Raw genomic sequence first — 25,137 nt, forward strand, 5'->3', positions numbered from 1 at the left:
GATTGCAGGCGAGTCTTGATGTCGCAGGAGCCATCGCCCCTATTCGGCCTCGTCGCAGCGGCCTCCGCCTCGGTAGCTCCGTTGGGCCAGGAACCGAATCCTTGCTTACTGTGGCATCTCAAGTCCCTGCCGCAATCCTGTAGCGACGACTGAGACCCTGAATTTTCCGGCAAGTGCCCGGTCGAATATGGCGCCGACGATGATGTCGGCGTCGGCGTCGACCTCCTCGCGGATGCGGGTGGCGGCCTCATCGACTTCGAACAGCGTCATATCCATGCCGCCCGAGATCGAGACCAGGACGCCCTTGGCGCCGATCATCGAGGCTTCGTCGAGAAGCGGGTTTGCGATTGCCGCTTCGGCGGCTTTCTTGGCGCGGTCCTCACCCGTGGCTTCCCCGGTACCCATCATCGCGCGGCCCATGTCGCGCATCACCGACTTCACATCTGCGAAGTCGAGATTGATCAGCCCCTCCTTGACGATGAGGTCGGTGATGCAGCCGACGCCGGAATAAAGGACGCGATCAGCCATGGCGAAGGCGTCCGCGAAAGTCGTCCTGGCGTCGGCGATCCTGAACAGATTCTGGTTCGGAATAACGATCACGGTATCGGCGCATTCGCGAAGCTGCTCGATGCCCTCTTCGGCGGCTTGCATCCGGCGTTTTCCTTCGAAGGTGAATGGCTTGGTGACGACCGCCACCGTCAGAATTCCGGCTGTGCGCGCAGCGTTCGCTATGACGGGCGCGGCACCGGTCCCGGTTCCGCCCCCCATGCCGGCGGTCACGAAGCACATATGCGTTCCCGCAAGGTGGTCCCTGATCTCGTCGATCGATTCCTCGGCTGCCGCACGGCCGACCGCGGGCAGCGATCCGGCGCCAAGGCCTTCCGTGACGTTGGCTCCCAACTGGATCAGCCGCGATGCTTTAGACATGGTCAGTGCCTGGGCATCGGTGTTGGCGACGATGAATTCCGCCCCCTGCAGATTTTCGGCAATCATGTTGTTGATTGCATTGCCACCACCGCCGCCGACGCCGAAAACGGTTATCTTCGGCCGCATTTCCGAGATGACGGGCCTTGCCGCGGTGCTCATCGTCTTGTCTCCTTGATCGACAAAAGGTTCATCCCGGAACGCGACGCTTGAACACGCCAGGTGCAAGAATCACGTTCTATAGCCTTGGCACAGGGAATCAGAGGGCGAACTTTGCGGCAAGACAAGATGTGGGACTTGTACCATATACGCCTATCCAAGCCGACCTTTTGAACGAGTCTCCAGTCCAATCTTTTGGAATTGGCTCAGATTCTGGCCAGCGAAAATCCAGCAATCCTTCGGGATCGCACCCGTCAAGCTTCACGCACCCGCCTCACGCACCAGGACCTTGAGAATCTGACGCCAGCCACGTGCAAGCGGGCTTTCGGCGCGCCTATCGAGCAGCAGCACGCCGCGCCATGTCCGATTCGGGTCGCCCGGTTTACTGAGCACCCATGCGGTGACGGCATATTCGCCCACTGTGAAAACCGATTCGTGCCAGCCACCAAAGCCTGAGCGCCAGCATGCGGCTCGGCTGGCGGCTGATCGACGCCTGAGGCTTAGCGGATCGGCATCTTGCCGCGAAACAACGGCTGATGGGCCCCCATCAGGGCAGTAATCCGGTCGGCGACTTTTCGTACCGGCCGGGAGTGGCGTTCCTCATGATGGGTGACAATCCACTGGTCCGTTTCGAGTTCGGGGATAGGCTGAGCGACGCGAACCAGCCGCGGATCGCTGTCACCGACGAAGCACGGAAAGACGGAAAGGCCGGCACCGGCGGCCACAAGTTCGCGCACCGAATGGGTGTTGTTGCCGCGCACGGCGATGCGGTCACCGTGATGGGCTTGCAGCCAGCGCGCCGAGGCAATGTTTGCTCCTTCGCCGGTGACGCCGACGAACAACCCGGCGGCGATGCCGTTGATCAGGTGGCGCCCGGAATAAATGGCGTGGGCGACCTTGCCGCTCTGACGGCCGGCCAGCCACTGCTCGGTCGGGCGCTCGCTGCGGATGCCGATATCGGCGGCGCGGCGACCGATGTCGACCCGGTCGGTGGTGGTGACGAGTTCTACCCTGATGCCGTCATCGACCGTCCAGATTTCGCCGATATGGGCGGAAACGAAGGCCGAGGTCCATGGCCCGGCCGAGACGCGAACAATGCGGTCGGGCAGGTTTCCCTCGCGCCAGCGGGTCAGCGACTGCATTGCTGCCTCGACGTCTTCGGCGCGCCGCAGCAGTTCTTCACCGACCGGGGTTAGCCGGTAGCCGGTCTGCTGACGCACGAACAGCGCCTCGCCGATCTGCTTTTCGAGCGCGGTGACGCGTCGTCCGAGTGTGGCTGCGCTGAGGCGCGTTGTTGCCGTTGCCGCGCTCAGGCCACCCAGCCGCGCAACGTCGAGAAACAACCTCAGATCATCCCAGCCAATATCCATTTTGCAGAATTGAAAAACTCCTTGCGACGGTGGCTGTAGCGCGAGGCGGGCATCACGCGCAAGTATGCAGGCATTGGAGGCGTTGGATAATCCTGCCCTGGCGGGATAATGACAGGCGCCTCGACTGGCCAGGAAGTCAGCACAATCCGTTCGATCGTGCATACGCTTTGCGCAGTTGCTTTGCGTTTTCGACCAACCCAAGAGCGCGGGTATTCCGCTCGCCAAGGAGATGATCATGTTGCATGAACTTCGACACCGTTTCGCCCGCTGGCTTGCCTATCGCCAGACGCTTGCGAGCTTGAGGCGGCTTCCGGACAGCATATTGGCGGATGCGGGCCTTTCTCGCGACGAGATCCGCGAGCGTGCCCGCGACGCCAGCCTGCGTCGTTGAGATTGGAGGCGGGCATGCAGAGAATGGAGCCGGCGGCGACGGTTGCCTTGCCTGACGTTCACTGCCACATATTGCAACATCGAAGGTCACATGAGGATTCGGTGTCTTCTGACAGCAGCCAGCCGGTGCGCGCGCTTGCAACGCGGCGCCACGATGAGATTCTGAAGCGCGTGGGCGCGCAAGGGTCGGTCAGCATCGCCGAGCTTGCCGGGTTCTTCGATGTCTCGCGCGAAACCATCCGCCGCGACCTGAAGCTGCTGTCCGACAAGGGGCAGCTCGATATCGTGCATGGCGGCGCCGCCCGCTTCGAGCCGAGCGAACCGGCCATGAGCCTGCGCAGCCAGGAGAACGCCGCAGGCAAGGCGGAGATCGGCAGAATGGCGGCCGGTCTGGTCAAGAACGGAATGGTGGTTTTCCTCGATTCCGGCACCACCACGCTGGCCGTGGCGCAAGCCATGACCGACTTGCGTGACCTGACGATCTGCACCGCCAGCCTGCCGATTGCGCTGCATTTGTGTCATGTGCCCGGCATGCGGGTGCATATGCTGGGCGGAGAAATCGACCCTGGCGAGGAGGCGGCTTCCGGTATCGATATGCTTGAAGCCATGGCGCGGTTTCGTGTCGACATCGCCTTCCTCGGCGGCGGCGCGCTTTCGCCTGACGGCGAGGTCACCGACTTCACCCGTGCCGGCGCCGAACAGCGCGGACGCATGATCGCGCTCGCCGCCAAAACCTATTTCGTGCTCGACCGCAGCAAGTTCGCAAAGCTGACGCCGCTCCGGATTCCGAATTTTCAGCGCGCCGCCGGGGTGATCGTCGATGCCAGGCCGCAGGCCGACATCGCCGAGGCGCTGGCGCGCAAAGGACCGAGCCTCATGGTTGCGCCATGATGTGATATTTTGTTGCATTTTGTGTTGATTTTTGGAATGCCTCTGCTATGGTCGCTGCAGATTTCGCGACGGCAGGATCTTCCATGGCAAACGAATTCCCCACCCAGGCGCGCGTCGTCATTGTCGGCGGCGGCATTATCGGCTGCTCGGTCGCCTATCATCTGACCAAGCTCGGCTGGACCGATGTGGTGCTGCTGGAGCAGGGCCAGCTCAGCGGCGGCACTACCTGGCACGCTGCCGGCCTTGTCGGGCAATTGCGCAGCCATTTCAACATGACCAGCCTGATCAAATATTCCACGCAGCTCTATGGTGAGCTGGAGGCCGAGACGGGGCTTGCCACCGGCTGGAAGAATTGCGGCTCGCTGTCGGTGGCGCGCACCGCCGACCGCATGACGGTGCTCAAGCGCACCGCCGCCTCGGCCCGCGCGCAAGGGGTGGAGATCGATGTCATCTCAGCGAAGGAAGCCGGCGACCTTTGGCCGGTGATGTCGACCGATGATCTGGTCGGCGCCGTCTGGTTGCCGGGCGATGGCAAGGCCAATCCCACGGATCTCACGCAGTCCCTGGCCAAGGGCGCGCGCAATGGCGGCGCCAAGATTTTCGAGCGGGTCAAGGTCACCGGCATTACGGTGAAGAATAGCGTCGCTTGCGGCGTCGAGACGGATCGCGGCGACATTGCTGCCGAAATCGTCGTCAACTGCGCCGGCCAATGGGCGCGCAAGGTCGGGCTGATGTGCGGCGTTTCAGTGCCGCTGCATTCGGCCGAGCACATGTACATCGTCACCGGCCGGATCGAGGGCGTGCATCCGGATTTGCCGGTGATGCGCGACCCCGACGGCTTCATCTACTTCAAGGAAGAGGTCGGTGGCCTGGTCATGGGTGGCTTCGAGCCGCATGCTAAGCCGTGGGGCATGAACGGTATCCCCGAGAATTTCGAGTTCGCGCTGCTGCCCGACGACTGGGACCAGTTCGAGATCCTGATGGAAAACGCGCTGGTGCGCGTGCCGCAACTGGCTGAGGCCGAGGTCAAGAAATTCTACAACGGCCCCGAAAGCTTCACGCCGGACAACAATTTTCTCCTCGGCGAGGCGCCGGAGCTGAAGAATTTCTATGTCGGCGCCGGCTTCAACTCGATGGGCATCGCCAGTGCCGGCGGCGCGGGCAGGGCGTTGGCCGAATGGATCGTCAACAGCGCGCCGACCATGGATCTGTGGCCGGTCGACATCAGGCGCTTCGCCTCGTTCAACAACAATCCGCGCTGGCTGCACGACCGCGTGAAAGAGACGCTCGGCCTGCACTACGCCATGCCGTGGCCGAACCGCGAACTGGACACTGCAAGGCCATTCCGCCGCTCGCCGCTCTACGACCGGCTGGCCGCCAAGGGCGCCTGCTTTGGCTCCAAGATGGGTTGGGAGCGCGCCAACTGGTTCGCTGCTTCTGGAGAGAAAGCCGAGAACGACTATGCCTTCGGCCGCCAGAACTGGCACGAGGCGGTGAGGCGCGAGATGAAAGCAACGCGCGAAGCCGTCGCCCTCTTCGATCAGACCTCCTTCGCCAAGCTTCTCGTCCAGGGCCGCGACGCCTGTGCCGCACTCAACCGAATCTGCGCCGGTGATGTCGATGTGCCCGTTGGCACATCCGTCTACACGGGCGTGCTCAACGATCGCGGCGGCTACGAAAGCGATCTCACGGTGATGCGGCTCGGCTCGGAAAAATTCCTTATCGTCACCGGTTCCGCGCAAGCGGTTCACGATGCCGACTGGATCGTCAAGAACATCCCGGCCGATGCCCACGCCATCCTGACCGATGTCACCTCGTCCTATGCGGTGCTGGCGTTGATGGGGCCGCGCTCGCGCGACCTGCTCGACAAACTGTCCTCGGCGGATCTTTCCAACGCCGGCTTCCCCTTCGGCACCATCCGCGAGATCGATATCGGTTACGCCACAGCCTATGCCAACCGCATGACCTATGTCGGCGAGCTCGGCTGGGAGCTGATCGTGCCGACCGAATTCGCCGTTGGCGTCTACGAGGCGCTGCATGAGGCCGGCCGCGAATTCGGACTGCTCGACGCCGGCTATTACGCGCTCGACGCTTTGCGCATCGAAAAGGGTTTTCGCGCCTGGGGCAGGGAACTGACGCCTGACATCAACCCCTGGCAGGCCGGGCTTGGCTTCGCTGTCAGCATCGACAAGCCGGGCGGTTTCATCGGTTGCGACGCGCTGGTTAAGGCAAAGCCATCGGCGGCACCGGCCAAGCGTGTCGTGCTGTTCACGCTCGACGATGCCGAGCCGATGCTGTGGGGCGGCGAGCTGATCCTGCGCGATGGCAGACCGGTTGGCGAAGTACGCTCGGCCGCCTACGGCCACACGCTCGGCCGCTCGGTCGCGCTCGGGCTGATCGAGAACGAAACCGGCGTCGACACGGCGTTCCTTAACGGTGGGCGTTTCGAGATCGACCTCGCCGGCATTCGTCATGCGGCCACGGCCCATCTGCGCAGCCCCTACGATCCGAAGTCGGAACGGGTAAAGGCGGATGTGGTGGAGCTTCGCGCGGCGGCGGCTTAATCCACCGACATCGAGCGCGCCATGTCGAGAAAGGCGCGCACCAGCTTGCCGCCGCTGCGTTCGCGCAGGCAGATCAGCGCTTCGTCCATCAAGGTCTCGGGCGCGTCGATGGTGATCGGCACCAGCCGCGAATCCTGGCCGAATTCGGCCGCCGAGACAAAGCCGATGCCGGCGCCCGAGGCGACGATCTCGCGGACGGCTTCGCGGCCTTCGGCCTCGATCACCGGCCTCAGTTCGATCTTCGAAGCGCCTGCGAGGTCTTCGAGCTTCTGACGCGTTTTCGAACCGCGCTCGCGCATGACCAGCGACTCCTGGGCAAGCTGCTTGAGGGTCAGCGATTTCTTGCCGGCCAGCGGATGATCGATCGAGGCGAAGGCGATGATCGGCGTCGAGTTCAGTTTGAGCACCTCGAAATCGCGCCCGGTCGGCACTTCGCCCAGGACGCCGATGTCGGCATCGTAGCTGTAGAGGCTGCTGATCACCGTTTCGGTGTTGCCGGCACGCACCGAAACCTGGACTCCGGGATAACGAGCCCGGAAACTGCCGAGGATGTGCAGCAGATGATGCGCGGCATCGGCGACAATGCGCAGCGTGCCGGAGCGCAGCGCGCGCGACTCGGTCAGCAGTTCGAGCGCCTGCTGCTCGGTGTCGAACATGCGATGGGTGATATCGAGCAGCTTCTGGCCCGATTGGGTCAGCGTCACCTGCTTCTTGTTGCGGTTGAACAAGAGGACATCATACTCCTCCTCGAGCTTGCGCACCTGATCCGAGATCGCCGGCTGGGTCAGGAACAGCGCTTCCGCGGCGCGTGAAAAACCGCCGGAGATCGCCACCTGATGAAAGGCCCGTAGCTGGACGTAGCGCATCTCTCGTGCCTCCGAACGCCTGAAATCGCACGGCAGTCTATCATAAGGTGCACTAACTAAAAGATAGAAATGAACGATTTGACTTATGTCTGACCGGCCATCAGCCTTACGGTAGGCCGACGTCCCTGCCGGCCGTTGGAGGCGCGGCCATGCAATTTTCCATCATCCTGCTGCATCTCGCAGGTGCCGTCATGCTGCTGCTGTGGGCCGTGCGCATGGTGCGCACCGGGGTCGAGCGGGCCTGCGGCCCTGCCTTGCGCGATGCGCTAAGACAGGCGCGGGGCGCACGGCTCCGGTCAGCCGGCGCCGGCACCGTGCTTGCAGTGCTGCTGCAGAGTTCCACCGCGGTCGCCATGCTGGCGGCCGGGTTTGCCGCCAGCGGCATGATTTCAGTATCCGGTGGGCTGGCGATCCTGCTTGGCGCCGATCTCGGTTCGGCGCTCGTCGTTCAGGTGCTGTCATTCAACCTCAGCTGGCTGGTGCCGGCGCTGATCCTGGTCGGCGGCGCGATGTTCCTGAAATTCGAGGCACGTGGCATCAAGCAAGGCGGGCGCATCCTGATGGGCATCGCCTTCGTGCTGTTGTCGCTGCACATGGTCAGTGAGGCGACGGCGCCGATGCGACAAAGCGCCTTGTTGCCGCTGGTAATCTCCTATCTGCGCGCCGACTACTTCACGGCGTTTGTCGCCGCGGCTTTGTTTACATGGCTGATCCATTCCAGCGTGGCAGCGATCCTTTTGTTCGTCACGCTCGCCGCGCAGGACGTCCTGCCAGTCGAGGTCGGTCTGTTCTTCATCCTCGGCGCCAATTGCGGCGGCGCGCTGATTGCTGTGTGGCTGACGCGCGGGGAGGCTGTCGAGGCGCGCCGTGTCCCGCTCGGCAATCTGATCTTCCGGGGCACGGCCGCGTTTGTAGCCCTGTTCGTGCTTCAGGCCGTTGTGTTCCCGGCACATCTGTTCGGCGCAACGGAAGGCCGCCAACTGGTCAATTTGCATCTCATCTTCAATCTCGCACTGGTCGTCTGCTGTCTGCCCTTCACCGGCCTGATGGAAAGGTTGGTCACCTCTATGATCGCCGACAGACCGGAGGCAAAGGCAGGCGAGGGTGCCGATCTGATGTCGCGTCGCGCCAGCGCGCTCGACCGCACTGTCATGCGCACACCGCGTCTCGCCCTGGCCAGCGCTACCCGCGAATTGCTGCGCATGGGCGAAGTCGTCGAGGTGATGCTGCGTCCGGTGATGGATTTCTTCGACGCCGGCACCGCCGAGCAGATCCGCCAGGCGCAGAAGCTCGACGAAGAGGTCAACCGCGCCCATACCGACATCAAGCTTTACATAGCCGAGGTCAATCGCGGCAGTATGATTGCGGCTGAAGCCCAGCGTGGCATAGAGCTCACCGACTTCGCCATCAACCTCGAACGCGCCGGCGACATCGTCGCCAAGAACCTGCTCGTGCTCACCCGGGAATTGCGCGACAAGGGCCTGCGTTTTTCAAGCGATGGCTGGAGCGAATTGTCCGGGCTTCACAATCGTGTCATGGCCAACATGCAGCTTGCGCTCAACGTGCTGGTGTCGAGCGACCTCGACTCGGCGCGGCAGCTCGTCGTCGAAAAGGAGCGGATGCGCAAGCTGGAACGCATGAGCCATGACCGTCACCTCAAGCGCCTGCAATCGGGAATGCCGCAGAGCATCGATACCAGCGACATTCACCTGGAGGCGGTGAGGGCGTTGAAGGAGGTCAACTCGCTGCTGGCCTCGGTCGCTTATCCCTTGCTGACGCAAAGCGGCGATCTGCTCGAAAGCCGGCTGGCGAGGGGCAATGGGGTTGCGGACGAGATGGTTTCCGCAGTGGCATGACAAGACGGAACTGTTCGATGAAGCCGGCCAATTTGTCCATCGCATAAATCGATACTTCGATATGAAATAACGATTTTACAAATATATCATTCAGGCCGAGAGTAAGGCCACATCGAAAAGCGATCTGTCGGAGGACACCATGCTCGCCGAGACCAAATTTGCCCCAAAGCCCTTGGAGGCGCCGGCGCTGGGCGAGCCCTATCTGCTGACTCCAGGCCCGCTCACCACGGCCTATTCGGTCAAGCAGGCGATGCTGCGCGACTGGGGATCGTGGGACGGCGACTTCCGCGCCATGACGGCCGACCTGCGCCGCCGCCTGCTGGCGCTGACCGGTGATACCAGAGACGAATTCGACTGCGTGCCGATGCAAGGCAGCGGCTCGTTCTGCGTCGAGGCGATGCTGGGTTCATTCGTGCCCAAGGACGGCAAGGTGCTGGTGCTGGCCAATGGCGCCTATGGCCTGCGCGCCGCGCAGACGATGCAATATCTCGGCCGCGCCTGTACGCTGATCGACAAGGGCGACTATCTGCCGCCGCGCGGCGACGAGGTTGCGGCAGCGCTTGAGGCCGATCCGGCCATCACCCATGTCATCGCCATCCATTGCGAGACCAGCTCGGGCATCCTCAACCCTATCGCCGAGATTGCCGAGGCCGTCCACGCCAAGGGCCGCAAGCTGCTGGTCGATTCCATGAGCGCCTTCGGCGCCGTGGCGCTCGACGTCAACGAGATCCGCTACGAGGCGATGGTCTCGTCGGCCAACAAATGCATCGAGGGCGTGCCGGGCTTTGGCTTCATCATTGCCCGCAAGAGCGAACTGGAAGCCGCCAGGGGCCGCAGCCACTCGCTGTCGCTCGACGTCCATGCGCAGTGGGCGCACATGAACAAGACCGGGCAGTGGCGCTACACGCCGCCGACGCATGTCGTCGCCGCCTTCCTCGAAGCGCTGCGCCAGCATGAGGCCGAGGGCGGTGTCACTGGGCGTGGCGCCCGCTACACCAGGAACCGCGACGTGATGGTCGCCGGCATGCGCGACCTCGGCTTCGAAACCTTGCTCGGCGACCGCTGGCTGTCGCCGATCATCGTCACCTTCTTCAACCCGGCCCATGCCAGTTTCGCCTTCGACCGTTTCTACGAGCTGATGAAGGACAAGGGCTTCATCATCTATCCGGGCAAGCTGACCGCCGTGGACTCCTTCCGCATCGGTTGCATCGGCCAGATGGACGAGCATGTCATGCGCCGCGTCGTCGAGGCGGCGGCTTTCTCACTGCATGAAATGGGCGTCGATACCGCGGCTCCACCCGCCGCGGCACTCGCCGAGCGCGCCAAACTCGCCGCCTGAAGCGGCCGATTTCGAGGGATTTTCGATGAACCAGATGTCTCCCATTAATGTCGCCGTTAACGGCCGCACCTACGCCTGGCCGCGCGTGCCGGCCATCGCCATCTGCCTCGACGGCTGCGAGCCGGCCTATCTCGATGAAGCGATCAAGGCCGGGCTGATGCCGGCGCTGGTCAGGATCAAGGAGAAAGGCACGGTGCGCTTTGCGCATTCGGTCATTCCGAGCTTCACCAACCCCAACAATCTGTCGATCGCCACCGGCCGCCCGCCGTCAGTGCATGGTATTTGCGGCAACTATCTCTACGAGCGCGAGACCGGCAAGGAGGTGATGATGAACGACCCGCGCTTCCTGCGCGCGCCGACCGTCTTCCAGGCTTTCTACGATGCGGGCGCCAAGGTTGCGGTGGTGACGGCCAAGGACAAGTTGCGCGCTCTGCTCGGCAAGGGTCTCGCCTTCGACGAGGGCCGCGCGCTGTGCTTCTCGGCGGAAAAGTCCGACACCACCACCAAGGCCGAGCACGGCATCGACAATGCCTCCAAGCATTTCGGGCTGCCGGTGCCGGAGGTCTATTCGGCGGAACTGTCGGAATTCGTCTTTGCCGCCGGCGTCCAGCTGCTCAGGGAATTCCGGCCTGATATCATGTATCTGACGACCACCGACTACGTGCAGCACAAATATGCGCCTGGTGTGCCGCAGGCCAACGCCTTCTACGAAATGTTCGACAAGTACCTGACCGAGCTCGACGCGCTGGGTGCTGCCATCGTCGTCACCGCCGACCATGGCATGAAGCCCAAGCACAAGGCGGACGGTTCGCCTGATGTCGTCTATGTCCAGGACCTGCTCGACGAATGGCTGGGCAAGAATGCTGCCCGCGTCATCCTGCCGATCACCGATCCCTATGTCGTGCACCACGGCGCGCTCGGTTCGTTTGCCACCGCCTATCTGCCTGATGGCGCCGACCAGGCCGGCATCATGGCCCGGCTGGCCAAGATCGACGGCATCATGCTGGTCGTCGACAGCCCGACGGCCTGCGAGCGGTTCGAACTGCCGGCCGACCGCATTGGCGACATCGTGCTGATCTCGACCGAGAACAAGACCATCGGCACCTCGGAACACCGCCATGATCTGGCGGCGCTCAATGAACCGCTGCGCTCGCATGGCGGGCTGACCGAGCAGGAGGTGCCGTTCATCGTCAATCGCGTGCTGCCGGACCTGCCCAACGAACCGACGCTGCGCAATTTCGACGCCTTCTACTACGCCACGATGGCGGCGGCGCTGGCTTGATGTCGAGTGTGAACGTCGACCCCCACTCCGCCTCGCTGCGCTCGGCACCTCTCCCCCGATCGACGGGGGAGAGGAAAGGCGCCAAGACTGGCTACGGCTTAGCCTGTAAACGTTGAGGGCACTGACCTCGCCTGATTTCCTCTCCCCCGTCGATCGAGGGAGAGGTGGCCCGAAGGGCCGGAGTGGGGGTCGATCCCTCCGCCACAACGCGCCCAAGAATCTGCCGGAGCAGAGCACATGACCAAACTCGATACCTCCATCAAGGTGCGCCACGAGCCGATGCGCATAGCGGGGCGCAAGGTCAATGCCGATGACGTTGTTCCCGTCCACTATCCCTACACCAATGCGGTGGTCGGCACCGTGCCTGCCGGCCGCGCCGAGCACGCTCGCCAGGCCTTCGAGATCGCCGCCGGCTACAAATCGAAGCTGACGCGCTACGAGCGCCAGCAGATCCTGTTTCGCACCGCCGAAGCGCTGGCGTCGCGTCGGGAAGAAATCTCCGATCTCATCACGCTTGAGCTCGGCATCTCCAAGACTGACTCGCTCTATGAGGTCGGCCGCGCCTATGACGTGTTCACCCTGTCGGCGCAGATGTGCATCCACGATGACGGCCAGATTTTCTCCTGCGACCTCACTCCGCACGGCAAGGCGCGCAAGATCTTCACCACCCGTGAGCCGCTGAAGGCGATCTCGGCGATCACGCCGTTCAACCATCCGCTCAACATGGTTTCGCACAAGGTGGCGCCGGCGATCGCCACCAACAATTGCGTGGTGGTCAAGCCGACCGAACTGACGCCGATGACGGCGCTGCTCTTGGCCGACATTCTCTACGAAGCCGGCCTGCCGCCGGAAATGCTGTCGGTGGTGACAGGCTGGCCGGCCGATATCGGCAACGAGATGATCACCAACGAGAACATTGACCTGATCACCTTCACCGGCGGCGTGCCGGTGGGCAAGATGATTGCCCGTACCGCCGGCTACAAGCGCCAGGTGCTCGAACTCGGCGGCAATGATCCGTTGATCATCCTCAATGATTTGTCGGACGACGATCTGGCAAGGGCGGCGGACCTGGCGGTGGCCGGAGCGACGAAAAACTCCGGCCAGCGCTGCACCGCGGTCAAGCGCATCCTCGTCCAGGAAAGCGTCGCCGACCGCTTCGTGCCGCTGGTGCTGGAGCGGGCGAAGAAGATCCGCTTCGGCGACCCGATGGACCGTTCGACCGACCTCGGCACCGTGGTGCACGAGAAGGCGGCGGCGCTCTTCGAAGCCCGCGTCCACATGGCCGCCGAGCAAGGTGCCGACATTCTCTACAATCCCGGCCGCCAGGGTGCGCTGCTGCCGCCGATCGTCGTCGATCGCGTGCCGCACACATCCGAACTGGTGATGGAAGAAACTTTTGGGCCGATCATCCCGATCGTGCGCGCGCCGGACGATGACGAGGCGCTGATCGCGCTGTCCAACTCGACCGCCTTCGGCCTGTCGTCGGGCGTCTGCACCAACTCCTTTCCGCGCATGCAGAAATACATTTCGGGCCTGCAGGTCGGTACGGTCAACATCTGGGAAGTGCCGGGCTACCGCATCGAGATGTCGCCCTTCGGTGGCATCAAGGACAGCGGCAATGGCTACAAGGAAGGCGTCATCGAGGCGATGAAGAGCTACACCAATGTGAAGACATTTTCGCTGCCCTGGTCCTGACCGGGCGGCATTGATTGGCAGACAATGGAGGGAGCGTTCGACGCTCCCTCATTCGCGTTTCGGAGACCATGATGGCCGCGATACCTGAGCTTGTGCATACCGAGGGCGATTCCAACACCACAGCCGCACGCGGCCGCTGGGACGCCGGCCAGGACGATCCGCGCATACGCGACCTGCTCGACCGCGACGCGGCCGCCTTCATGCATCAGAGCCTGTCCAGCCCTTGCCTTTCGACCATCGCCAAGGCCGAAGGCATCTGGATCGAGGACACCGCCGGCCGCCGCTTCATGGATTTTCATGGCAACAGTGTGCACCACCTCGGCTACGGCCATCCGAGGCTGGTGGCGGCGATCAAGAAGCAGCTCGACGAGCTCTGCTTTGCGCCGCGCCGCTTCACCTGTGAACCCGCCGTCGAGCTGGCAGAAAAGCTGGCAGCACTGGCGCCCGGCGATCTCGGCAAGGTGCTGTTCACCACCGGTGGTTCGGACGCCATCGAAGTGGCGCTGAAGATCGCGCGTGCCGCGACCGGGCGCTTCAAGACGGTGTCGTTCTGGGATGCGTTTCATGGCGCGGGCTTCGGTGCTGCCAGCGTTGGCGGCGAGGCGACCTTCCGCTCGCACATCGCGGGGCCGATGATGACCGGCACAGAGCATGTCGCGCCCTGGGACGGCTATCGCTGTCCCTATGGCCACGATTCGCTTGAAGCCTCCGGGCTCGCCTGCGCCAACATGATCGCCTATGTGCTCGGCCGCGAGCAGGACGTGGCTGCGGTTGTCGCCGAGCCGATGCGGGCAACGCCCAACCCGCCGCCGCCCGGCTTCTGGAAACGTGTGCGCGAAGCCTGCGACCGGCACGGCACTTTGCTGATCTTCGACGAAATCCCGACCGGCCTTGGCAAGACCGGCAAATTGTTCGCCCATGAGCATGATGGCGTGACGCCCGACATCGTGGTGCTCGGCAAGTCGCTCGGCGGTGGCATCCTGCCGATCGCCGCCGTCATCGCGCGCCGCGATCTCGACGTCACCGGCGGCTTCGCCATCGGCCACTACACCCACGAGAAAAACCCGGTGACGACGCGCGCCGCGCTGACGACGATCGACATTATCCTCAAGGAAGGACTGGTCGAGCGCGCAGCCGAACTCGGCCAGCATATGCTGGGACGCATGCAGGGCCTGATGGCGCGTTCGCCAAATGTCGGCGACGTCAGGGGCAGGGGACTGATGGTCGGCGTCGAGCTCGTCGAGGATCGCGCCACACGCCAGCCGGCACGGGAGCTTGCCGAACGTGTGTTCTATGCCTGTCTCGAACAAGGGCTGAGCTTCAAGGTCAGTCAGGGCAATGTGCTGACGCTATCGCCGCCGCTGGTCATCTCGAAAACCGATCTCGACCGCGCGCTTGATATCGTCGAGGGCGAGGTGCTGGCGGCCTGACCACGACGGCCAATCGTCGGCTTTTCGCAGCACGGAATCGCTGCCGCGACAGGCATGCGACAGTTCCATGGCAGGTATCAGAAGAACTTTGCCTGTCATAAAATAAATAGATTTTACTTATCGATCACCAATCCCCAAAGTTGATCCAACGACGACCTCCACAAGCGCTACCGGGCGGCAAGATCCCGACGGCGCGATCGTCACAGTGCATCGCAGAATGTGCCATCAATCACAGGGGAACTGATCCATGAAATCGCGAAACACAACCATCGCACTGGCCTTCGCCGCGTCGCTGCTGGCGTCGTCGGCTCTTGTCGCACCGGCGCTCGCCGATGGCGTCGTCACCATCTATTCCGCCGACGGCCTGCATGACGGCAATGGCAGCTGGTATGAGACCGAATTCGCCGCCTTCACCAAGGCCACCGGCATCACCGTGCAGTATATCGAGGCAGGCTCGGGCGGTGTCGTCGAGCGCGTCGCGAAGGAAAAGTCAAACCCGCAGGCCGACGTGCTGGTGACCTTGCCGCCCTTCGTCCAGCGCGCAGCCGCCGACGGCCTGCTGCAGGATTACAAGCCGGAAGGCGCCGACCAGATCGACGGCGGCACCGACAAGTACCGGCCGCTGGTCAACAACTATATGAACTTCATCTACAACAGCGCCGTACTGGCGGAAGCGCCGAAGAGCTACGACGACCTGCTCGATCCGAAGTTCAAGGGCAAGATCCAATATTCGACGCCCGGCCAGGCCGGCGACGGCACCGCCGTCATGCTGCAGATCATCCACGCCTTTGGCGGCGAAGATGCCGGCTTCGAGTACATGAAGAAATTGCAGGACAACAATGTCGGCCCGTCCGCCTCTACCGGCAAGCTGACCGCGCTGGTCAACAAGGGCGAGCTGCATGTCGCCAATGGCGATCTGCAGATGAACCTGTCGCAGATGGCCGACAACCCCAACATCAAGGTGTTCTGGCCCGCCGGCCCTGACGGCACCCGCTCCACCTTCGCGCTGCCTTACGAAATCGGCCTCGTCACCGGTGCGCCCAATGGCGACAACGGCAAGAAGCTGATCGACTTCCTGCTCGCCAAGGAAGCCCAGTCGACGATCAGCTCGGTTGCGCTCGGCATGCCGGCACGCAAGGACGTCAAGCCGGACGACGCCAATTTCGCCAAGGCGCAGGAAGCGATGAAGGGCGTAACCATCTGGTCGCCGAACTGGGACGAGGCGCTGAGCAAGCTTCCCGACTACGTCAAGAAGTGGAACGAAGTGACCGGAAGCTGATCCGCAAGGGAAACCCGGAGGACAACGCCATGTCGGCCGCAGCCTTTACAGGTGCCAGTGTCATGGACATCGACGCCGCGAAAATTCGCGGCGTCGGCTCCAATGTTCACTTCGACAAGGTCAGCGTTGCCTATGGCGCGCATGTCGTCCTGCATCCGCTGACCCTGGATATCGCGCCGGGCGAAATCCTGGCGATGATCGGCCCCTCCGGTTCCGGCAAGACCACCGCCTTGCGCGCCGTGGCCGGCTTTGTGCGGCCGGCCAGCGGCCGCATCCGCATCGGTGCAACCGATGTCACCGACCTGCCGCCTTACGAGCGCGGCCTCGGCATGGTGGTGCAGAACTACGCGCTGTTTCCGCATATGCGGGTGGAAGACAACGTTGCCTTCGGCCTCAGGGCGCAAGGCGCCGACAAGGCGCTGATCGGCGAGCGGGTCAAGGATGCGCTGGCTACCGTTGGCATGGCGACCTTTGCCAGGCGCTATCCACGCGAACTCTCGGGCGGCCAGCAGCAGCGTGTCGCGATTGCCCGTGCTCTGGCGGTGCGGCCGCGCGTGCTCCTGCTGGACGAGCCGCTGTCGGCGCTCGACGCGCAGATCCGCCGCAACATGGTCGAGGAGATCGCTCGCCTGCATCGCAGCCTGCCGGGCCTGACGATCCTCTACGTCACCCACGACCAGACAGAAGCGCTGACGCTGGCCGACAAGATCGCCATCATGCGCGACGGCAGGGTCTGTTCGCATGGGCCGACGACCGAACTCTACCGCCGCCCGCCAAACCGGTTTACCGCCGAGTTCCTCGGCCGTGCCAACCTTCTGCCGGTGACCATCGCCGAAGGCGTCGGCTCGAAGGGCTTTGCCACGGCAAGGCACGGCGATGTCATACTCACCAGTGCCGGCCGTGACGAGAAGGCCGGCGACAAGAGCCTGCTCTGCATCAGGCCGCAGCATCTCAGCCTGACGGCCGACAGCGAGCACACCAACCGCATCGTCGGAACGCTGAGGGAAGTGCACTGGCAGGGCGAACTGACCCACCTCGTGCTCGATGTCGACGGCACGCCGGTGCGCGTCTCGGCGACGAAACTGCCGATGGCCTTGCCCGAACCTGGCGTCAAAGTGCCGCTGTACTTCGCGCCCGCCGACACCTCGCTGCTTCCGGAGGACGCCGGTGTCTGACGCCATCGCCATCCGCGCGCCGATGGCGAAAGTCTCGCTCGGCAAATTCTGGATCGTGCCGCCGGCAGCCCTTTTGGCGCTGCTGTTCTTCTATCCGCTGGCGCTGATCGCCCGGCAGGCTTTCCTCGACGACAGTGGCGTCGCCAACGCCGCCGAGATCATCCGCGTCCTGCATTCGCGCTTCTTCCTCAACGCGCTGATCAACACGGTGACGATCTCGGTTTCCGCGACGGCCGGATGCCTGATCGTCGGCCTCGTGCTGGCGTTGATCCTCGCCTTCGTGCCATTCCCCGGCTCAGGCTTCATCGCCCGTCTGATCGACACGTTCATGGCACTGCCGACCTTCCTGGTGACGCTCGCCTTCACCTTCCTCTATGGCTCGGCCGGCATGCTCAATGCCGGGCTGATGGAGACCTTCTCGCTGCCGCTGCCGCCGGTCGATTTCCTCTATTCGACCTGGGGCGTGGTGCTGGCCGAAGTCACGGTTTACACGCCCTTTATCCTGCGGCCGTTGCTTGCCGCCTTCTCGCTGGTCGACCGCGGCCAGATCGAGGCGGCAAGCGTGCTGGGCGCGCGGCCGTTCCGCATCGTGCGCCAGGTCATCCTGCCGGCGGCGATCCCCGCGCTCATCGCAGGGGGTAGCTTATGCCTGCTGTTGACCGTCAACGAATTCGGCATCGTGCTGTTCATCGGCGCCAAGGGCGTCATCACCCTGCCGCTGCTGATCTATGGCAAGGCGATCCAGGAATCGGCCTATCAGATCGCCTGCATCATCGCCGTCATCAACATCGCGCTGTCGCTCGGCCTGTTCGGTCTCTACCGCTTCGCCGCCGGCCGGTTGGGAGCCTAGCCATGCTGGTCTGGTCGCGCTCCGGTCGCCTTGTCCTGTGGCTGCTCTTCGCACTGATCTTCGGCGTGCTGTTTTTGGCGCCGCTGGCGGTGATCCTGCTGTCCAGCCTCTCCGACCAATGGAACGGCGTGCTGCCCAACGGCCTGACCACGGAGCACTACACCGATGTCATCAGGGGGTCGGCGTGGAACTCGGTGAAGGCCAGCCTGATCACCGGTTTCCTGGCCAGCGCGCTGGCGCTGGTCAGCGGCACCTGGGCGGCGCTGTCGCTTCGTTTGCAAGGTCACGCCTTGAAGCGGCTGCTGGGGCTGCTCTTCTTCATCCCAAGTGCAGTGCCTTCGGTGTCGGTCGGCCTTGGCCTGCTGGTTGCTTTCAGCCATCCGCCGCTGTTGCTCAACGGCACGGTGGCGATCGTCATGATCGCGCATTTCGTGCTGATCTCGGCCTTCACCTTCGGCAATGTCTCGGCTGGTCTCGCCCGGCTGTCGCCAGACTTCGAACAGGTGGCGTCAAGCCTCGGCGCCCGGCCGGCCTATCGGCTGTGGCACGTCACGCTGCCTTTGCTCGCACCCTATCTGGTCGCCGCCTTCGGCCTCAGCTTTGCGCTGTCAATGGGCGAACTTGGCGCCACCGTTATGGTCTATCCGCCGGGCTGGGTGACGCTGCCGGTGTCGATCTTCAGCTTGACCGATCGCGGCGACATTTTTGCCGGTGCCGCCCTCACCATGATCCTGGTGGCAGCGACGCTGGTCCTGCTGCTCGGGCTGGAGCGCGTTACCGCGCGCGCCACAGGCTCATAGGCTTGTATCACTTGTAGCAATCAGGCGCCGGTCGATCCTCTTACCGCGCTGCGGCTAAATTGCGCCAATGCTGCGGCCGTGCTTGATGCCGCCGCAGTTTCGCTCCACATCGTGAGGGATGAAGGACGAGACATCTGAGCGGCGTCGGACTTTGCTGTGGGCCTTGCCCGCATCGCTGATCCTGCACGTGCTCATCGCCGCGCTCCTGGTCTACGGCCTGCCCACGCCTCCGGAAAAGCCGCAGGAGGAGCAGCCGGTCAATGTCGCGCTCGTGCCGCCGCCCGACCAGCCCAAACCGAAACCTGCTCCCACGCCGCCGGAACCGAAAGTAGAAAAGCCGCCCGAGCAGAAGGTTGAAAAGCCGCCTGTGCTGGAAAAGCCGTCGAAAATCGAGCCCTTGAAGCCTGTTTTTCAGTTCGGCGACAAGGATACCGGCCCGCGGAAATCCCTCGATGGCAACAGCGCTGAAGACAGCGCGCCGTCGCCGGCCAAGGATGGCGATACCAAGCCACCTGTCGGGCAAAAAGATGCAGAGAGCAAGCCTACCGATACCGAGCCTACGCAGGAAAAACAGGCGACCCAGGACACAGGCGACCAGCCTTTGGCCGCCCCCGGCGACGACGGTGACATCGAGCTTCCCGCATCGGCTCAGGCGCCGAAGTCCAGACCCGAAAACGCCCCGAAGCCTGCAAAGGTCTCGAAGCCTGGAGGAGGAAGCGCCAGCAAGCCAAGCTCCACGGACGTGGCCACTGCAATGTCACGAGCCTATGCCGGCCTTCCAGGCGTCCGCAGGCTCTACGCGAAAGGCGCTACCGGCGATCCGTTCGCCACGACCGCGATGGACGGCGAATCTCGCGGTGAGCGCGTTGCCACACTTTGCGCCAACGTGCTGGGCGAGGAACTGAAGGGCGCATCCTTTTCTCCCGAGTTGCTGCCAACTAGAACGCTGGAGGTGGGCAATGTTGTTGTCGACTCGGATGCGAAGTTCCGGGCAACGACCGGATGGTACCATGTGAGCTTCCGGTGCGGAATCGATACCGATGCGACGCGGGTCACGTCCTTTGACTTCCGTGTCGGAGCCGCCGCCTCGCCCGAAGAAAACGCCCGTTTTGACCAAGAAGCTCGTCGGCTGGGCTTTCGGGTGGGGACGGCCCAGTAGTCTGTCGTGGGCACATTCAGTCGACTTGCGCCGCGTGATTCCACGTCAATCCGCCGGGCGATTGGCTTTGCGCCATTCCTCATATTCGCCGCGGGCATCGTCGTGCAGCGGATAGTAGCGCTGCAGCGGCGCACCCTGCATCAGCTTTTCTCGCGAGAACTCTTCCCAATCGTGATGTTTTTTCGATTCTTCAATCACCTTTGCGGCCATTGCGACGGGAAGCACCACCACCCCGTCGTCGTCGGCGATGATGATGTCACCGGGGATCACCGTGACGCCGCCACAGGCTATCGGAACGTTGACGGCGTTCGGATAGATGCTGGTTTGCACATGGTAGTTGGGCGTCCAGCCGCGCAACCATAGGGGCAGGTCGAGCTTCTCGACATTGGGCCGGTCGCGCATGCATCCATCGATGACAATGCCCGCGCCGCCTCTGCCCTTGAAATACGTCGACATCATATCGCCGAAGACGCCCGAGCTCATGTCGCCGCGCGCGTCGACGACGACGACATCGCCTTCCTGCGCGTGGTAGAGCACGTGCCGGTGCAGTTGCGTCTCCGGATCGGCATATTCCCCCTCGGAGAACAGGTCCGGCCGCTGCGGCAGGAACTGCAGCGTCAGCGCCGGCCCGACGATCGACTTCCCGTGGTTCTGCGCCACCGGTCCGACCATGTGCGGATTGCGGAAACCCATGTGGCCAAGCGTGCCGGCAACCGTCGCGGCGCCGATTTCCCTCAGCGCGTCAATGAGGTCTTTGGGCGGCCGCGTGATGTCAGGTGTATGCGTCATTGTGGACTCCGGATGAAAGGCAACTACCAGTTCGTAACAGACCCGTCGCGGCGCCTAAGGTGCGGTGCTTCCCAGAAACGAAAAGCCTCTGCCTGGACCGCCGCTTCGTTGACCTCGACGCCGAGCCCCGGCAGGTCGCTGACGGGATAGTCGGCACCGTCGAGCCGTGGCTGCACGGGGAAGAAGTCGGAATTGTCGAAGCCCAGCTTCGTCTCGGGTTCCCTGGTCTCGAGCCACGCGAAGTTGGGTACCGCGGCGGCGAGATGCAGGGTCGCGGCCGTGCACACCGGACCAAGCGGATTGTGCGGCATCAGGTCCACATAGTGCGCCTCGCTCCAGCCAGCGACTTTCATCGCCTCGGTGAGCCCGCCGACATTGCAAACATCGAGCCGGTTGAACTGATGGATGCCGCGCTCGATGTAGGGCAGGAACTGCCACTTGCTGGCAAATTCCTCGCCGATGGCAAACGGGATGTCGGTCATCCTACGCAGGGATTCGTAGGCCTCCGGTGTCTCGTCGCGTATCGGCTCCTCGAGGAAATCAAGCACGCCGCGGCCGAGCTTGTTGCAGAAGCTCGCCGCCTCCGCCACCGACAGTCGGTGATGATAGTCGATACCGAGGACGACGTCGTCGCCCAGCGCCTCGCGCGCCTTGTTCAGCATGCTCGCCGTGGGGCCGATCGACTCGCGGGGCTCGAAGATGTCCCTGCTGCTTTGCCCTACGGGGAAGAAGCGGATCGCCTGCCATCCCTGCGCGCGCAGTTCGCGGGCCCGTTCGATGGCAGCATCGCCCTCGGCCTCGTCTCCGGTCGAGGCGAAGGTGGGGATGCGGTCGCGCTGCTTGCCGCCCAGCAGTTCGTAGACCGGCACCCCCAGCGCCTTGCCCTTGATGTCGTGCAGGGCGATGTCGATGGCGGAGATCGCCGCCTGCAGAACGCGCCCGCCTTCGAAGTACTGGCTGCGATATGCCTCCTGCCAGATCCGCCCGATCTGCATGGGGTCACGGCCGATAAGAAATTCCCGATAATGCTCGACCGCGCCGGCCACTGCCCTCTCGCGGCCGCTCAAGCCGCTCTCGCCCCAGCCGAAGATGCCTTGGTCGGTCTCGATCTTGACGAGCATCTGGTTGCGCGTTCCAACCCACACAGGATAGGGCTTGATCGCGGTGATCTTAAGCTTCCCAGTCATCGCCAACGTTCCCAATGACCCCGTCTTGTCTCAGCCGGCCTTCAGGGCCAGTTCAGTTTCGCCGTCGAACAGATGTATCCGCTCCTGGTCGAACTCGAGCCAGATCTGCTCGTCAGGTGCGACGGAGATGTTGGGGGACACGCTGATGTTGACGATGGCACCGGACAGCAACGCCTGCACGAAGGTGACGTCTCCGGTCGGCTCCACTGTGTAGGCTCTGGCCGGGACGCTGCCTGGCACCGCGCTCTTGTGGAGCCTGATCGTCGAGTGACGTGCGCCGAGCACGACTTTCCCGGACGTTGCCTTCGCGACCTTCTGAGCGTTGAGCGGTGAGAGCTCAAGGCTCCAGCCCTCCGCGCCGGTCAACGCAGTGTTGCCGTTTGCTGTCGATGCTTCCAGCGGGATAAGGCTCATCGCCGGGCTGCCGATGAAGCTGGCGACGAACATGTTTACCGGATGGGCAAAGACCTGCGCCGGTGAATCGTATTGCAGCAGGTAGCCGCCGTTCATCACCGCCATCTTGTCGGCCATGGTCACGGCTTCGAGCTGGTCGTGCGTCACATAGATGATCGTTGCCTTGAGGTCCTGGTGGAACCGCTTGATCTCCGACCGCATCTGCACGCGCAGTTTGGCATCGAGGTTGGAGAGCGGCTCGTCCATGAGGAACACAGCGGGGTCGCGAACGAGGGCACGCCCCAGGGCGACACGTTGCTGCTGCCCGCCTGAAAGTTCGCGCGGCTTGCGCTCGAGCAGGTGCGTCATGTCGAGCACGCGCGCCGCTTCCTTGACCTTCCTGTCGATCTCGTCCCTGGGCAGTTTGCGCATCTGCAGCGGGAACGCCAGGTTCTTGTAGACCGATTTCTGCGGGTAGAGCGCGTAGTTCTGGAACACCATTGCGATGTCTCGGTCCTTGGGGTCGAGGTCGTTGACCACCCGGTCGCCGATGACGATGTCGCCCGATGTGACCGGAATCAATCCAGCGACAAGATTGAGCGTGGTTGTCTTGCCGCAGCCTGAAGGGCCGACGAGCGCAACGAACTCGCCGTCATTGACCGTCAGCGAAACGTCGTTGACAGCTTTGAAGCCGCCATAGGTCTTGACGAGATCTTTGAGGACCACGTGGGCCATCGGCAACTCCCTAGTGCATGATGCCGAAAAGTGTGAAGCGGTTTTCGGACGACATCATGCTCTATCTCTTGGATTTAGAGCCGGATTCAGATTTCAGGTCGAACAGACCTGAAATCATCCGGCTCTAGTGCTTGACCGCGCCTTCTGTCAGGGCGCGTACGAAGTATCGTTGCAGGACGAGGAACAGCACCACGACGGGCACGCTCATCATGAAGCTGGCCGCCATCAGGCCCGGAAAGTCCGTCGTATTTTCCGAGAAGAAGCGCTGTATGCCGACCGGCAGGGTCAACTGCTCGTTCTTGGAGAGGAAGGTGTAGGCATAGATGTACTCGTTCCATGCGCCGATGAACGAATAGATCGCGGTGGCGATGATTCCGGGCGTCGACAGAGGCATCACGATCAGGATGAAGGCCTGGAACCGCGTCGCCCCATCGATGCGCGCCGCCTGCTCGAGCTGCACCGGGATGTTGTCGTAGAAGCCCTTGAGCAGCCAGATCGCCAGCGGCAGGCCGAAAGTGAGATAGGTGAGAATCAACGAGCCGTGCGTGTTCACCAGCCCGATCGCGCGCATCAGGATGAAGAGAGGCACGAGAAAGATCACTGCCGGGAACATGTTGCGCAAAAGCACGGTGAAGAACAGGAAGTTTCGACCGGGGAAACGAAAGCGCGAAAACGCGTAAGCCGCGGGAACGGCCACGATCACCGAAAGGATTGTCGTGGCCGTCGACACGTAGAGGCTGTTCCAGAAAAAGCGGAGGAAGTCCTGGCCGACGCTGTTTTGCGGATCGAGCAGCTTCTGGTAGCTGGCAAGGGTAGGCTCTTCCGGCCACCATTGCGGCGGGAACTGCATCGCCGCGAAACCGGACTTGATCGATGTGAGCAGCATCCAGATCATCGGCAACGCGGTGTACAGCAGCATGAACACGAGGAAGATGCGCCCGGCCCACCGCCATCCGTCGACGCGCATGCGGCGCCGGGTCGGACCTCGAGGGGCTGTCTCGACAATCGTGCTCATGCGCCCCCCTCCTTGCGCTCGTTGCCGGCCAACGCACGGACATAGAAGTAGCCCAACATCATCAGCATGAGGAACAGGAGTACCGAATAGGCCGATGCGACGCCCCAGCGCTGCCGGCCGAAGGCGAGCTCATAAATGTGCGTGATCCATATGTGCGACGCGTTCGACGGCCCGCCACCGGTCATGATCCATGGGATGATGAAGGAATTGAAGTTGGCCACCGCGAGCAGCAGGATCGTCACCGTCGAGACGTTGCTCAGGTGCGGGAAGGTGACGTGCCAGAAACGCTGCCATGCGTTGGCCCCGTCGACTTCCGCGGCGCGCAACAACTGGTCGGGGACCGTCTGCAAGCCGGCCATCATCATGATCATGGCAAACGGAAACTCGCGCCAGATATTGACGACGATCAAGGAGGGCAACACCGTGCTGACGTTGTCGATGAAGTTCGGCGGCCGGTCAGCCAGTCCGAGGCCGACCAGCACCGCGCCGATGATTCCGAAGTCCGAATGGTAGATCCACTTCCAGATATAGGAGGCGGCAACCGCGCTGATGACCCAGGGAATGATCAGGATGGCGCGCAGCACACCCCGGCCGACAAACTCGCGGTGGAGGGCCAGCGCGGCGGCAAATCCCAGGACAAAGGAAAAGAAAGTAGATGCGATTGTCCAGATCAAGGTGTTCAGCGTGACTTTCCAGAACACCTCACTGGTGAGGATGGCCGTGTAGTTGTCGAAGCCGATGAAGCTCTTGTCGCGAAGCTGCAGGCCAGGCGGTGTTTTGAAGAACGACAGCTCGATCGTGTAGTAGATCGGATAGGCGATGACGATGAGCATAACCGCGATCGCAGGAAGCACATACGCATAGTCCGCGCGATGCTCCCATATCTTGCGCAGCCCGCCGGACCTACCGGGTTGCAATCTTCGGCGAGCCTCGGCCTTGCCGGTCACGGTCGTCACTTGTGATGTGCCCTTATTGTTCTGAACGACCGG

22 protein-coding genes are annotated in these 25,137 nt (G+C 63.1%); 13 read left to right on the top strand and 9 right to left on the bottom strand.

The genetic code is table 11. The annotated features are described in order from the left end of the window. Window positions 1-105: 105 nt before the first annotated feature. The 3 genes from ftsZ to H0241_RS00675 form a co-directional block, all read right to left on the bottom strand. Window positions 106-1,086, bottom strand: a complete 981-nt coding sequence (gene ftsZ / locus H0241_RS00665) for a cell division protein FtsZ (protein ID WP_181055513.1) — start codon at window positions 1,084-1,086, stop codon at window positions 106-108. A gap of 258 nt (window positions 1,087-1,344) precedes the next feature. Further along, a complete protein-coding gene (locus H0241_RS00670) occupies window positions 1,345-1,503 on the bottom strand; it encodes a hypothetical protein (protein ID WP_181055514.1) in 159 nt (52 codons plus the stop codon). A gap of 80 nt (window positions 1,504-1,583) precedes the next feature. After that, window positions 1,584-2,690, bottom strand: coding sequence for a LysR family transcriptional regulator (locus H0241_RS00675; protein WP_328824583.1), 1,107 nt, complete (start codon window positions 2,688-2,690; stop codon window positions 1,584-1,586). Here H0241_RS00675 and H0241_RS00680 point away from each other — a divergent pair. From H0241_RS00680 to H0241_RS00690, 3 genes are all read left to right on the top strand, one after another. After that, window positions 2,689-2,844, top strand: a complete 156-nt coding sequence (locus H0241_RS00680) for a DUF1127 domain-containing protein (RefSeq protein ID WP_181055516.1) — start codon at window positions 2,689-2,691, stop codon at window positions 2,842-2,844. The two genes, H0241_RS00675 and H0241_RS00680, sit on opposite strands and share 2 nt — an antisense overlap. A 101-nt stretch (window positions 2,845-2,945) precedes the next feature. Beyond that, a complete protein-coding gene (locus tag H0241_RS00685) occupies window positions 2,946-3,734 on the top strand; it encodes a DeoR/GlpR family DNA-binding transcription regulator (RefSeq protein WP_328824584.1) in 789 nt (262 codons plus the stop codon). 83 nt (window positions 3,735-3,817) lie between these two features. Next, window positions 3,818-6,298 (top strand): GcvT family protein, encoded by a 2,481-nt coding sequence (locus tag H0241_RS00690; protein ID WP_181055517.1) that lies wholly within the window; start codon window positions 3,818-3,820, stop codon window positions 6,296-6,298. Here the strand turns inward: H0241_RS00690 and H0241_RS00695 are convergent. Further along, window positions 6,295-7,164 carry a LysR substrate-binding domain-containing protein gene (locus tag H0241_RS00695; protein WP_181055518.1) on the bottom strand — a complete coding sequence of 290 codons (870 nt, stop codon included), beginning with the start codon at window positions 7,162-7,164 and terminating at the stop codon, window positions 6,295-6,297. The genes H0241_RS00690 and H0241_RS00695 overlap by 4 nt on opposite strands. Window positions 7,165-7,313: 149 nt before the next feature. On the opposite strand from H0241_RS00695, the gene H0241_RS00700 reads away from it, so the two are divergent. The 10 genes from H0241_RS00700 to H0241_RS00745 all read left to right on the top strand — a co-directional run bounded on the left by H0241_RS00700 (window position 7,314) and on the right by H0241_RS00745 (window position 20,029). After that, entirely contained in the window at window positions 7,314-9,020 is a 1,707-nt protein-coding gene (locus tag H0241_RS00700; protein ID WP_181055519.1) for a Na/Pi cotransporter family protein, read from the top strand. Between the two features lie 139 nt (window positions 9,021-9,159). Beyond that, complete coding sequence (locus H0241_RS00705) at window positions 9,160-10,359, top strand: 2-aminoethylphosphonate--pyruvate transaminase (RefSeq protein ID WP_181055520.1); 1,200 nt, start codon at window positions 9,160-9,162, stop codon at window positions 10,357-10,359. A gap of 25 nt (window positions 10,360-10,384) precedes the next feature. After that, a complete protein-coding gene (phnA, locus tag H0241_RS00710; RefSeq protein ID WP_181055521.1) occupies window positions 10,385-11,641 on the top strand; it encodes a phosphonoacetate hydrolase in 1,257 nt (418 codons plus the stop codon). A gap of 237 nt (window positions 11,642-11,878) precedes the next feature. Next, on the top strand, window positions 11,879-13,336 hold the full coding sequence (phnY, locus tag H0241_RS00715; protein WP_181055522.1) for a phosphonoacetaldehyde dehydrogenase: 1,458 nt from the start codon (window positions 11,879-11,881) through the stop codon (window positions 13,334-13,336). Between the two features lie 71 nt (window positions 13,337-13,407). Further along, a complete protein-coding gene (gene pbfA, locus H0241_RS00720; protein WP_181055523.1) occupies window positions 13,408-14,766 on the top strand; it encodes a (R)-1-hydroxy-2-aminoethylphosphonate ammonia-lyase in 1,359 nt (452 codons plus the stop codon). 247 nt (window positions 14,767-15,013) lie between these two features. Next, window positions 15,014-16,045: a 2-aminoethylphosphonate ABC transporter substrate-binding protein gene (locus H0241_RS00725; protein WP_181055524.1), complete on the top strand. Its 1,032-nt coding sequence runs from the start codon at window positions 15,014-15,016 to the stop codon at window positions 16,043-16,045. 29 nt (window positions 16,046-16,074) lie between these two features. Then, window positions 16,075-17,220, top strand: a complete 1,146-nt coding sequence (locus tag H0241_RS00730; protein ID WP_181055525.1) for an ABC transporter ATP-binding protein — start codon at window positions 16,075-16,077, stop codon at window positions 17,218-17,220. Beyond that, entirely contained in the window at window positions 17,213-18,070 is an 858-nt protein-coding gene (locus tag H0241_RS00735) for a 2-aminoethylphosphonate ABC transporter permease subunit (RefSeq protein ID WP_328824585.1), read from the top strand. Before H0241_RS00730 ends, H0241_RS00735 begins: the two co-directional genes overlap by 8 nt. Window positions 18,071-18,072: 2 nt before the next feature. Then, the gene (locus tag H0241_RS00740; protein ID WP_181055526.1) at window positions 18,073-18,870 is read left to right on the top strand and encodes an ABC transporter permease subunit; all 798 of its coding nucleotides are present in this window, start codon (window positions 18,073-18,075) and stop codon (window positions 18,868-18,870) included. A 118-nt stretch (window positions 18,871-18,988) separates the two neighbouring features. Continuing rightward, on the top strand, window positions 18,989-20,029 hold the full coding sequence (locus H0241_RS00745) for a DUF930 domain-containing protein (protein WP_181055527.1): 1,041 nt from the start codon (window positions 18,989-18,991) through the stop codon (window positions 20,027-20,029). Window positions 20,030-20,074: 45 nt separating this feature from the next. Here H0241_RS00745 and H0241_RS00750 read toward each other — a convergent pair whose 3' ends face one another. The 5 genes from H0241_RS00750 to H0241_RS00770 form a co-directional block, all read right to left on the bottom strand. Next, on the bottom strand, window positions 20,075-20,818 hold the full coding sequence (locus H0241_RS00750) for a ribonuclease activity regulator RraA (protein ID WP_181055528.1): 744 nt from the start codon (window positions 20,816-20,818) through the stop codon (window positions 20,075-20,077). A 23-nt stretch (window positions 20,819-20,841) separates the two neighbouring features. Beyond that, window positions 20,842-22,005: a mandelate racemase/muconate lactonizing enzyme family protein gene (locus tag H0241_RS00755; protein WP_181055529.1), complete on the bottom strand. Its 1,164-nt coding sequence runs from the start codon at window positions 22,003-22,005 to the stop codon at window positions 20,842-20,844. Window positions 22,006-22,035: 30 nt separating this feature from the next. Continuing rightward, entirely contained in the window at window positions 22,036-23,133 is a 1,098-nt protein-coding gene (locus tag H0241_RS00760) for an ABC transporter ATP-binding protein (RefSeq protein WP_181055530.1), read from the bottom strand. A gap of 124 nt (window positions 23,134-23,257) precedes the next feature. Further along, the gene (locus tag H0241_RS00765; protein ID WP_181055531.1) at window positions 23,258-24,148 is read right to left on the bottom strand and encodes a carbohydrate ABC transporter permease; all 891 of its coding nucleotides are present in this window, start codon (window positions 24,146-24,148) and stop codon (window positions 23,258-23,260) included. Continuing rightward, window positions 24,145-25,104 carry a carbohydrate ABC transporter permease gene (locus H0241_RS00770; protein ID WP_181055532.1) on the bottom strand — a complete coding sequence of 320 codons (960 nt, stop codon included), beginning with the start codon at window positions 25,102-25,104 and terminating at the stop codon, window positions 24,145-24,147. The genes H0241_RS00765 and H0241_RS00770 overlap by 4 nt, the downstream gene beginning before the upstream one ends. Window positions 25,105-25,137: the final 33 nt, after the last annotated feature.

It is taken from the genome of Mesorhizobium neociceri (genome assembly GCF_013520985.1).
Lineage (GTDB): Bacteria > Pseudomonadota > Alphaproteobacteria > Rhizobiales > Rhizobiaceae > Mesorhizobium > Mesorhizobium neociceri.

Excerpts from the sequence above, each read along its gene's own strand:
- H0241_RS00675 (WP_328824583.1), bottom strand. The coding sequence starts at position 2,690 with ATGATCATCTCCTTGGCGAGCGGAATACCCGCGCTCTTGGGTTGGTCG.
- H0241_RS00765 (WP_181055531.1), bottom strand. The coding sequence starts at position 24,148 with ATGAGCACGATTGTCGAGACAGCCCCTCGAGGTCCGACCCGGCGCCGC.
- H0241_RS00750 (WP_181055528.1), bottom strand. The coding sequence starts at position 20,818 with ATGACGCATACACCTGACATCACGCGGCCGCCCAAAGACCTCATTGAC.
- ftsZ (WP_181055513.1), bottom strand. The coding sequence starts at position 1,086 with ATGAGCACCGCGGCAAGGCCCGTCATCTCGGAAATGCGGCCGAAGATA.
- H0241_RS00700 (WP_181055519.1), top strand. The coding sequence starts at position 7,314 with ATGCAATTTTCCATCATCCTGCTGCATCTCGCAGGTGCCGTCATGCTG.
- H0241_RS00745 (WP_181055527.1), top strand. The coding sequence starts at position 18,989 with ATGAAGGACGAGACATCTGAGCGGCGTCGGACTTTGCTGTGGGCCTTG.
- H0241_RS00730 (WP_181055525.1), top strand. The coding sequence starts at position 16,075 with ATGTCGGCCGCAGCCTTTACAGGTGCCAGTGTCATGGACATCGACGCC.
- H0241_RS00680 (WP_181055516.1), top strand. The coding sequence starts at position 2,689 with ATGTTGCATGAACTTCGACACCGTTTCGCCCGCTGGCTTGCCTATCGC.
- H0241_RS00725 (WP_181055524.1), top strand. The coding sequence starts at position 15,014 with ATGAAATCGCGAAACACAACCATCGCACTGGCCTTCGCCGCGTCGCTG.
- H0241_RS00705 (WP_181055520.1), top strand. The coding sequence starts at position 9,160 with ATGCTCGCCGAGACCAAATTTGCCCCAAAGCCCTTGGAGGCGCCGGCG.
- H0241_RS00755 (WP_181055529.1), bottom strand. The coding sequence starts at position 22,005 with ATGACTGGGAAGCTTAAGATCACCGCGATCAAGCCCTATCCTGTGTGG.
- pbfA (WP_181055523.1), top strand. The coding sequence starts at position 13,408 with ATGGCCGCGATACCTGAGCTTGTGCATACCGAGGGCGATTCCAACACC.
- phnA (WP_181055521.1), top strand. The coding sequence starts at position 10,385 with ATGAACCAGATGTCTCCCATTAATGTCGCCGTTAACGGCCGCACCTAC.
- H0241_RS00690 (WP_181055517.1), top strand. The coding sequence starts at position 3,818 with ATGGCAAACGAATTCCCCACCCAGGCGCGCGTCGTCATTGTCGGCGGC.
- H0241_RS00695 (WP_181055518.1), bottom strand. The coding sequence starts at position 7,164 with ATGCGCTACGTCCAGCTACGGGCCTTTCATCAGGTGGCGATCTCCGGC.
- H0241_RS00760 (WP_181055530.1), bottom strand. The coding sequence starts at position 23,133 with ATGGCCCACGTGGTCCTCAAAGATCTCGTCAAGACCTATGGCGGCTTC.
- phnY (WP_181055522.1), top strand. The coding sequence starts at position 11,879 with ATGACCAAACTCGATACCTCCATCAAGGTGCGCCACGAGCCGATGCGC.
- H0241_RS00740 (WP_181055526.1), top strand. The coding sequence starts at position 18,073 with ATGCTGGTCTGGTCGCGCTCCGGTCGCCTTGTCCTGTGGCTGCTCTTC.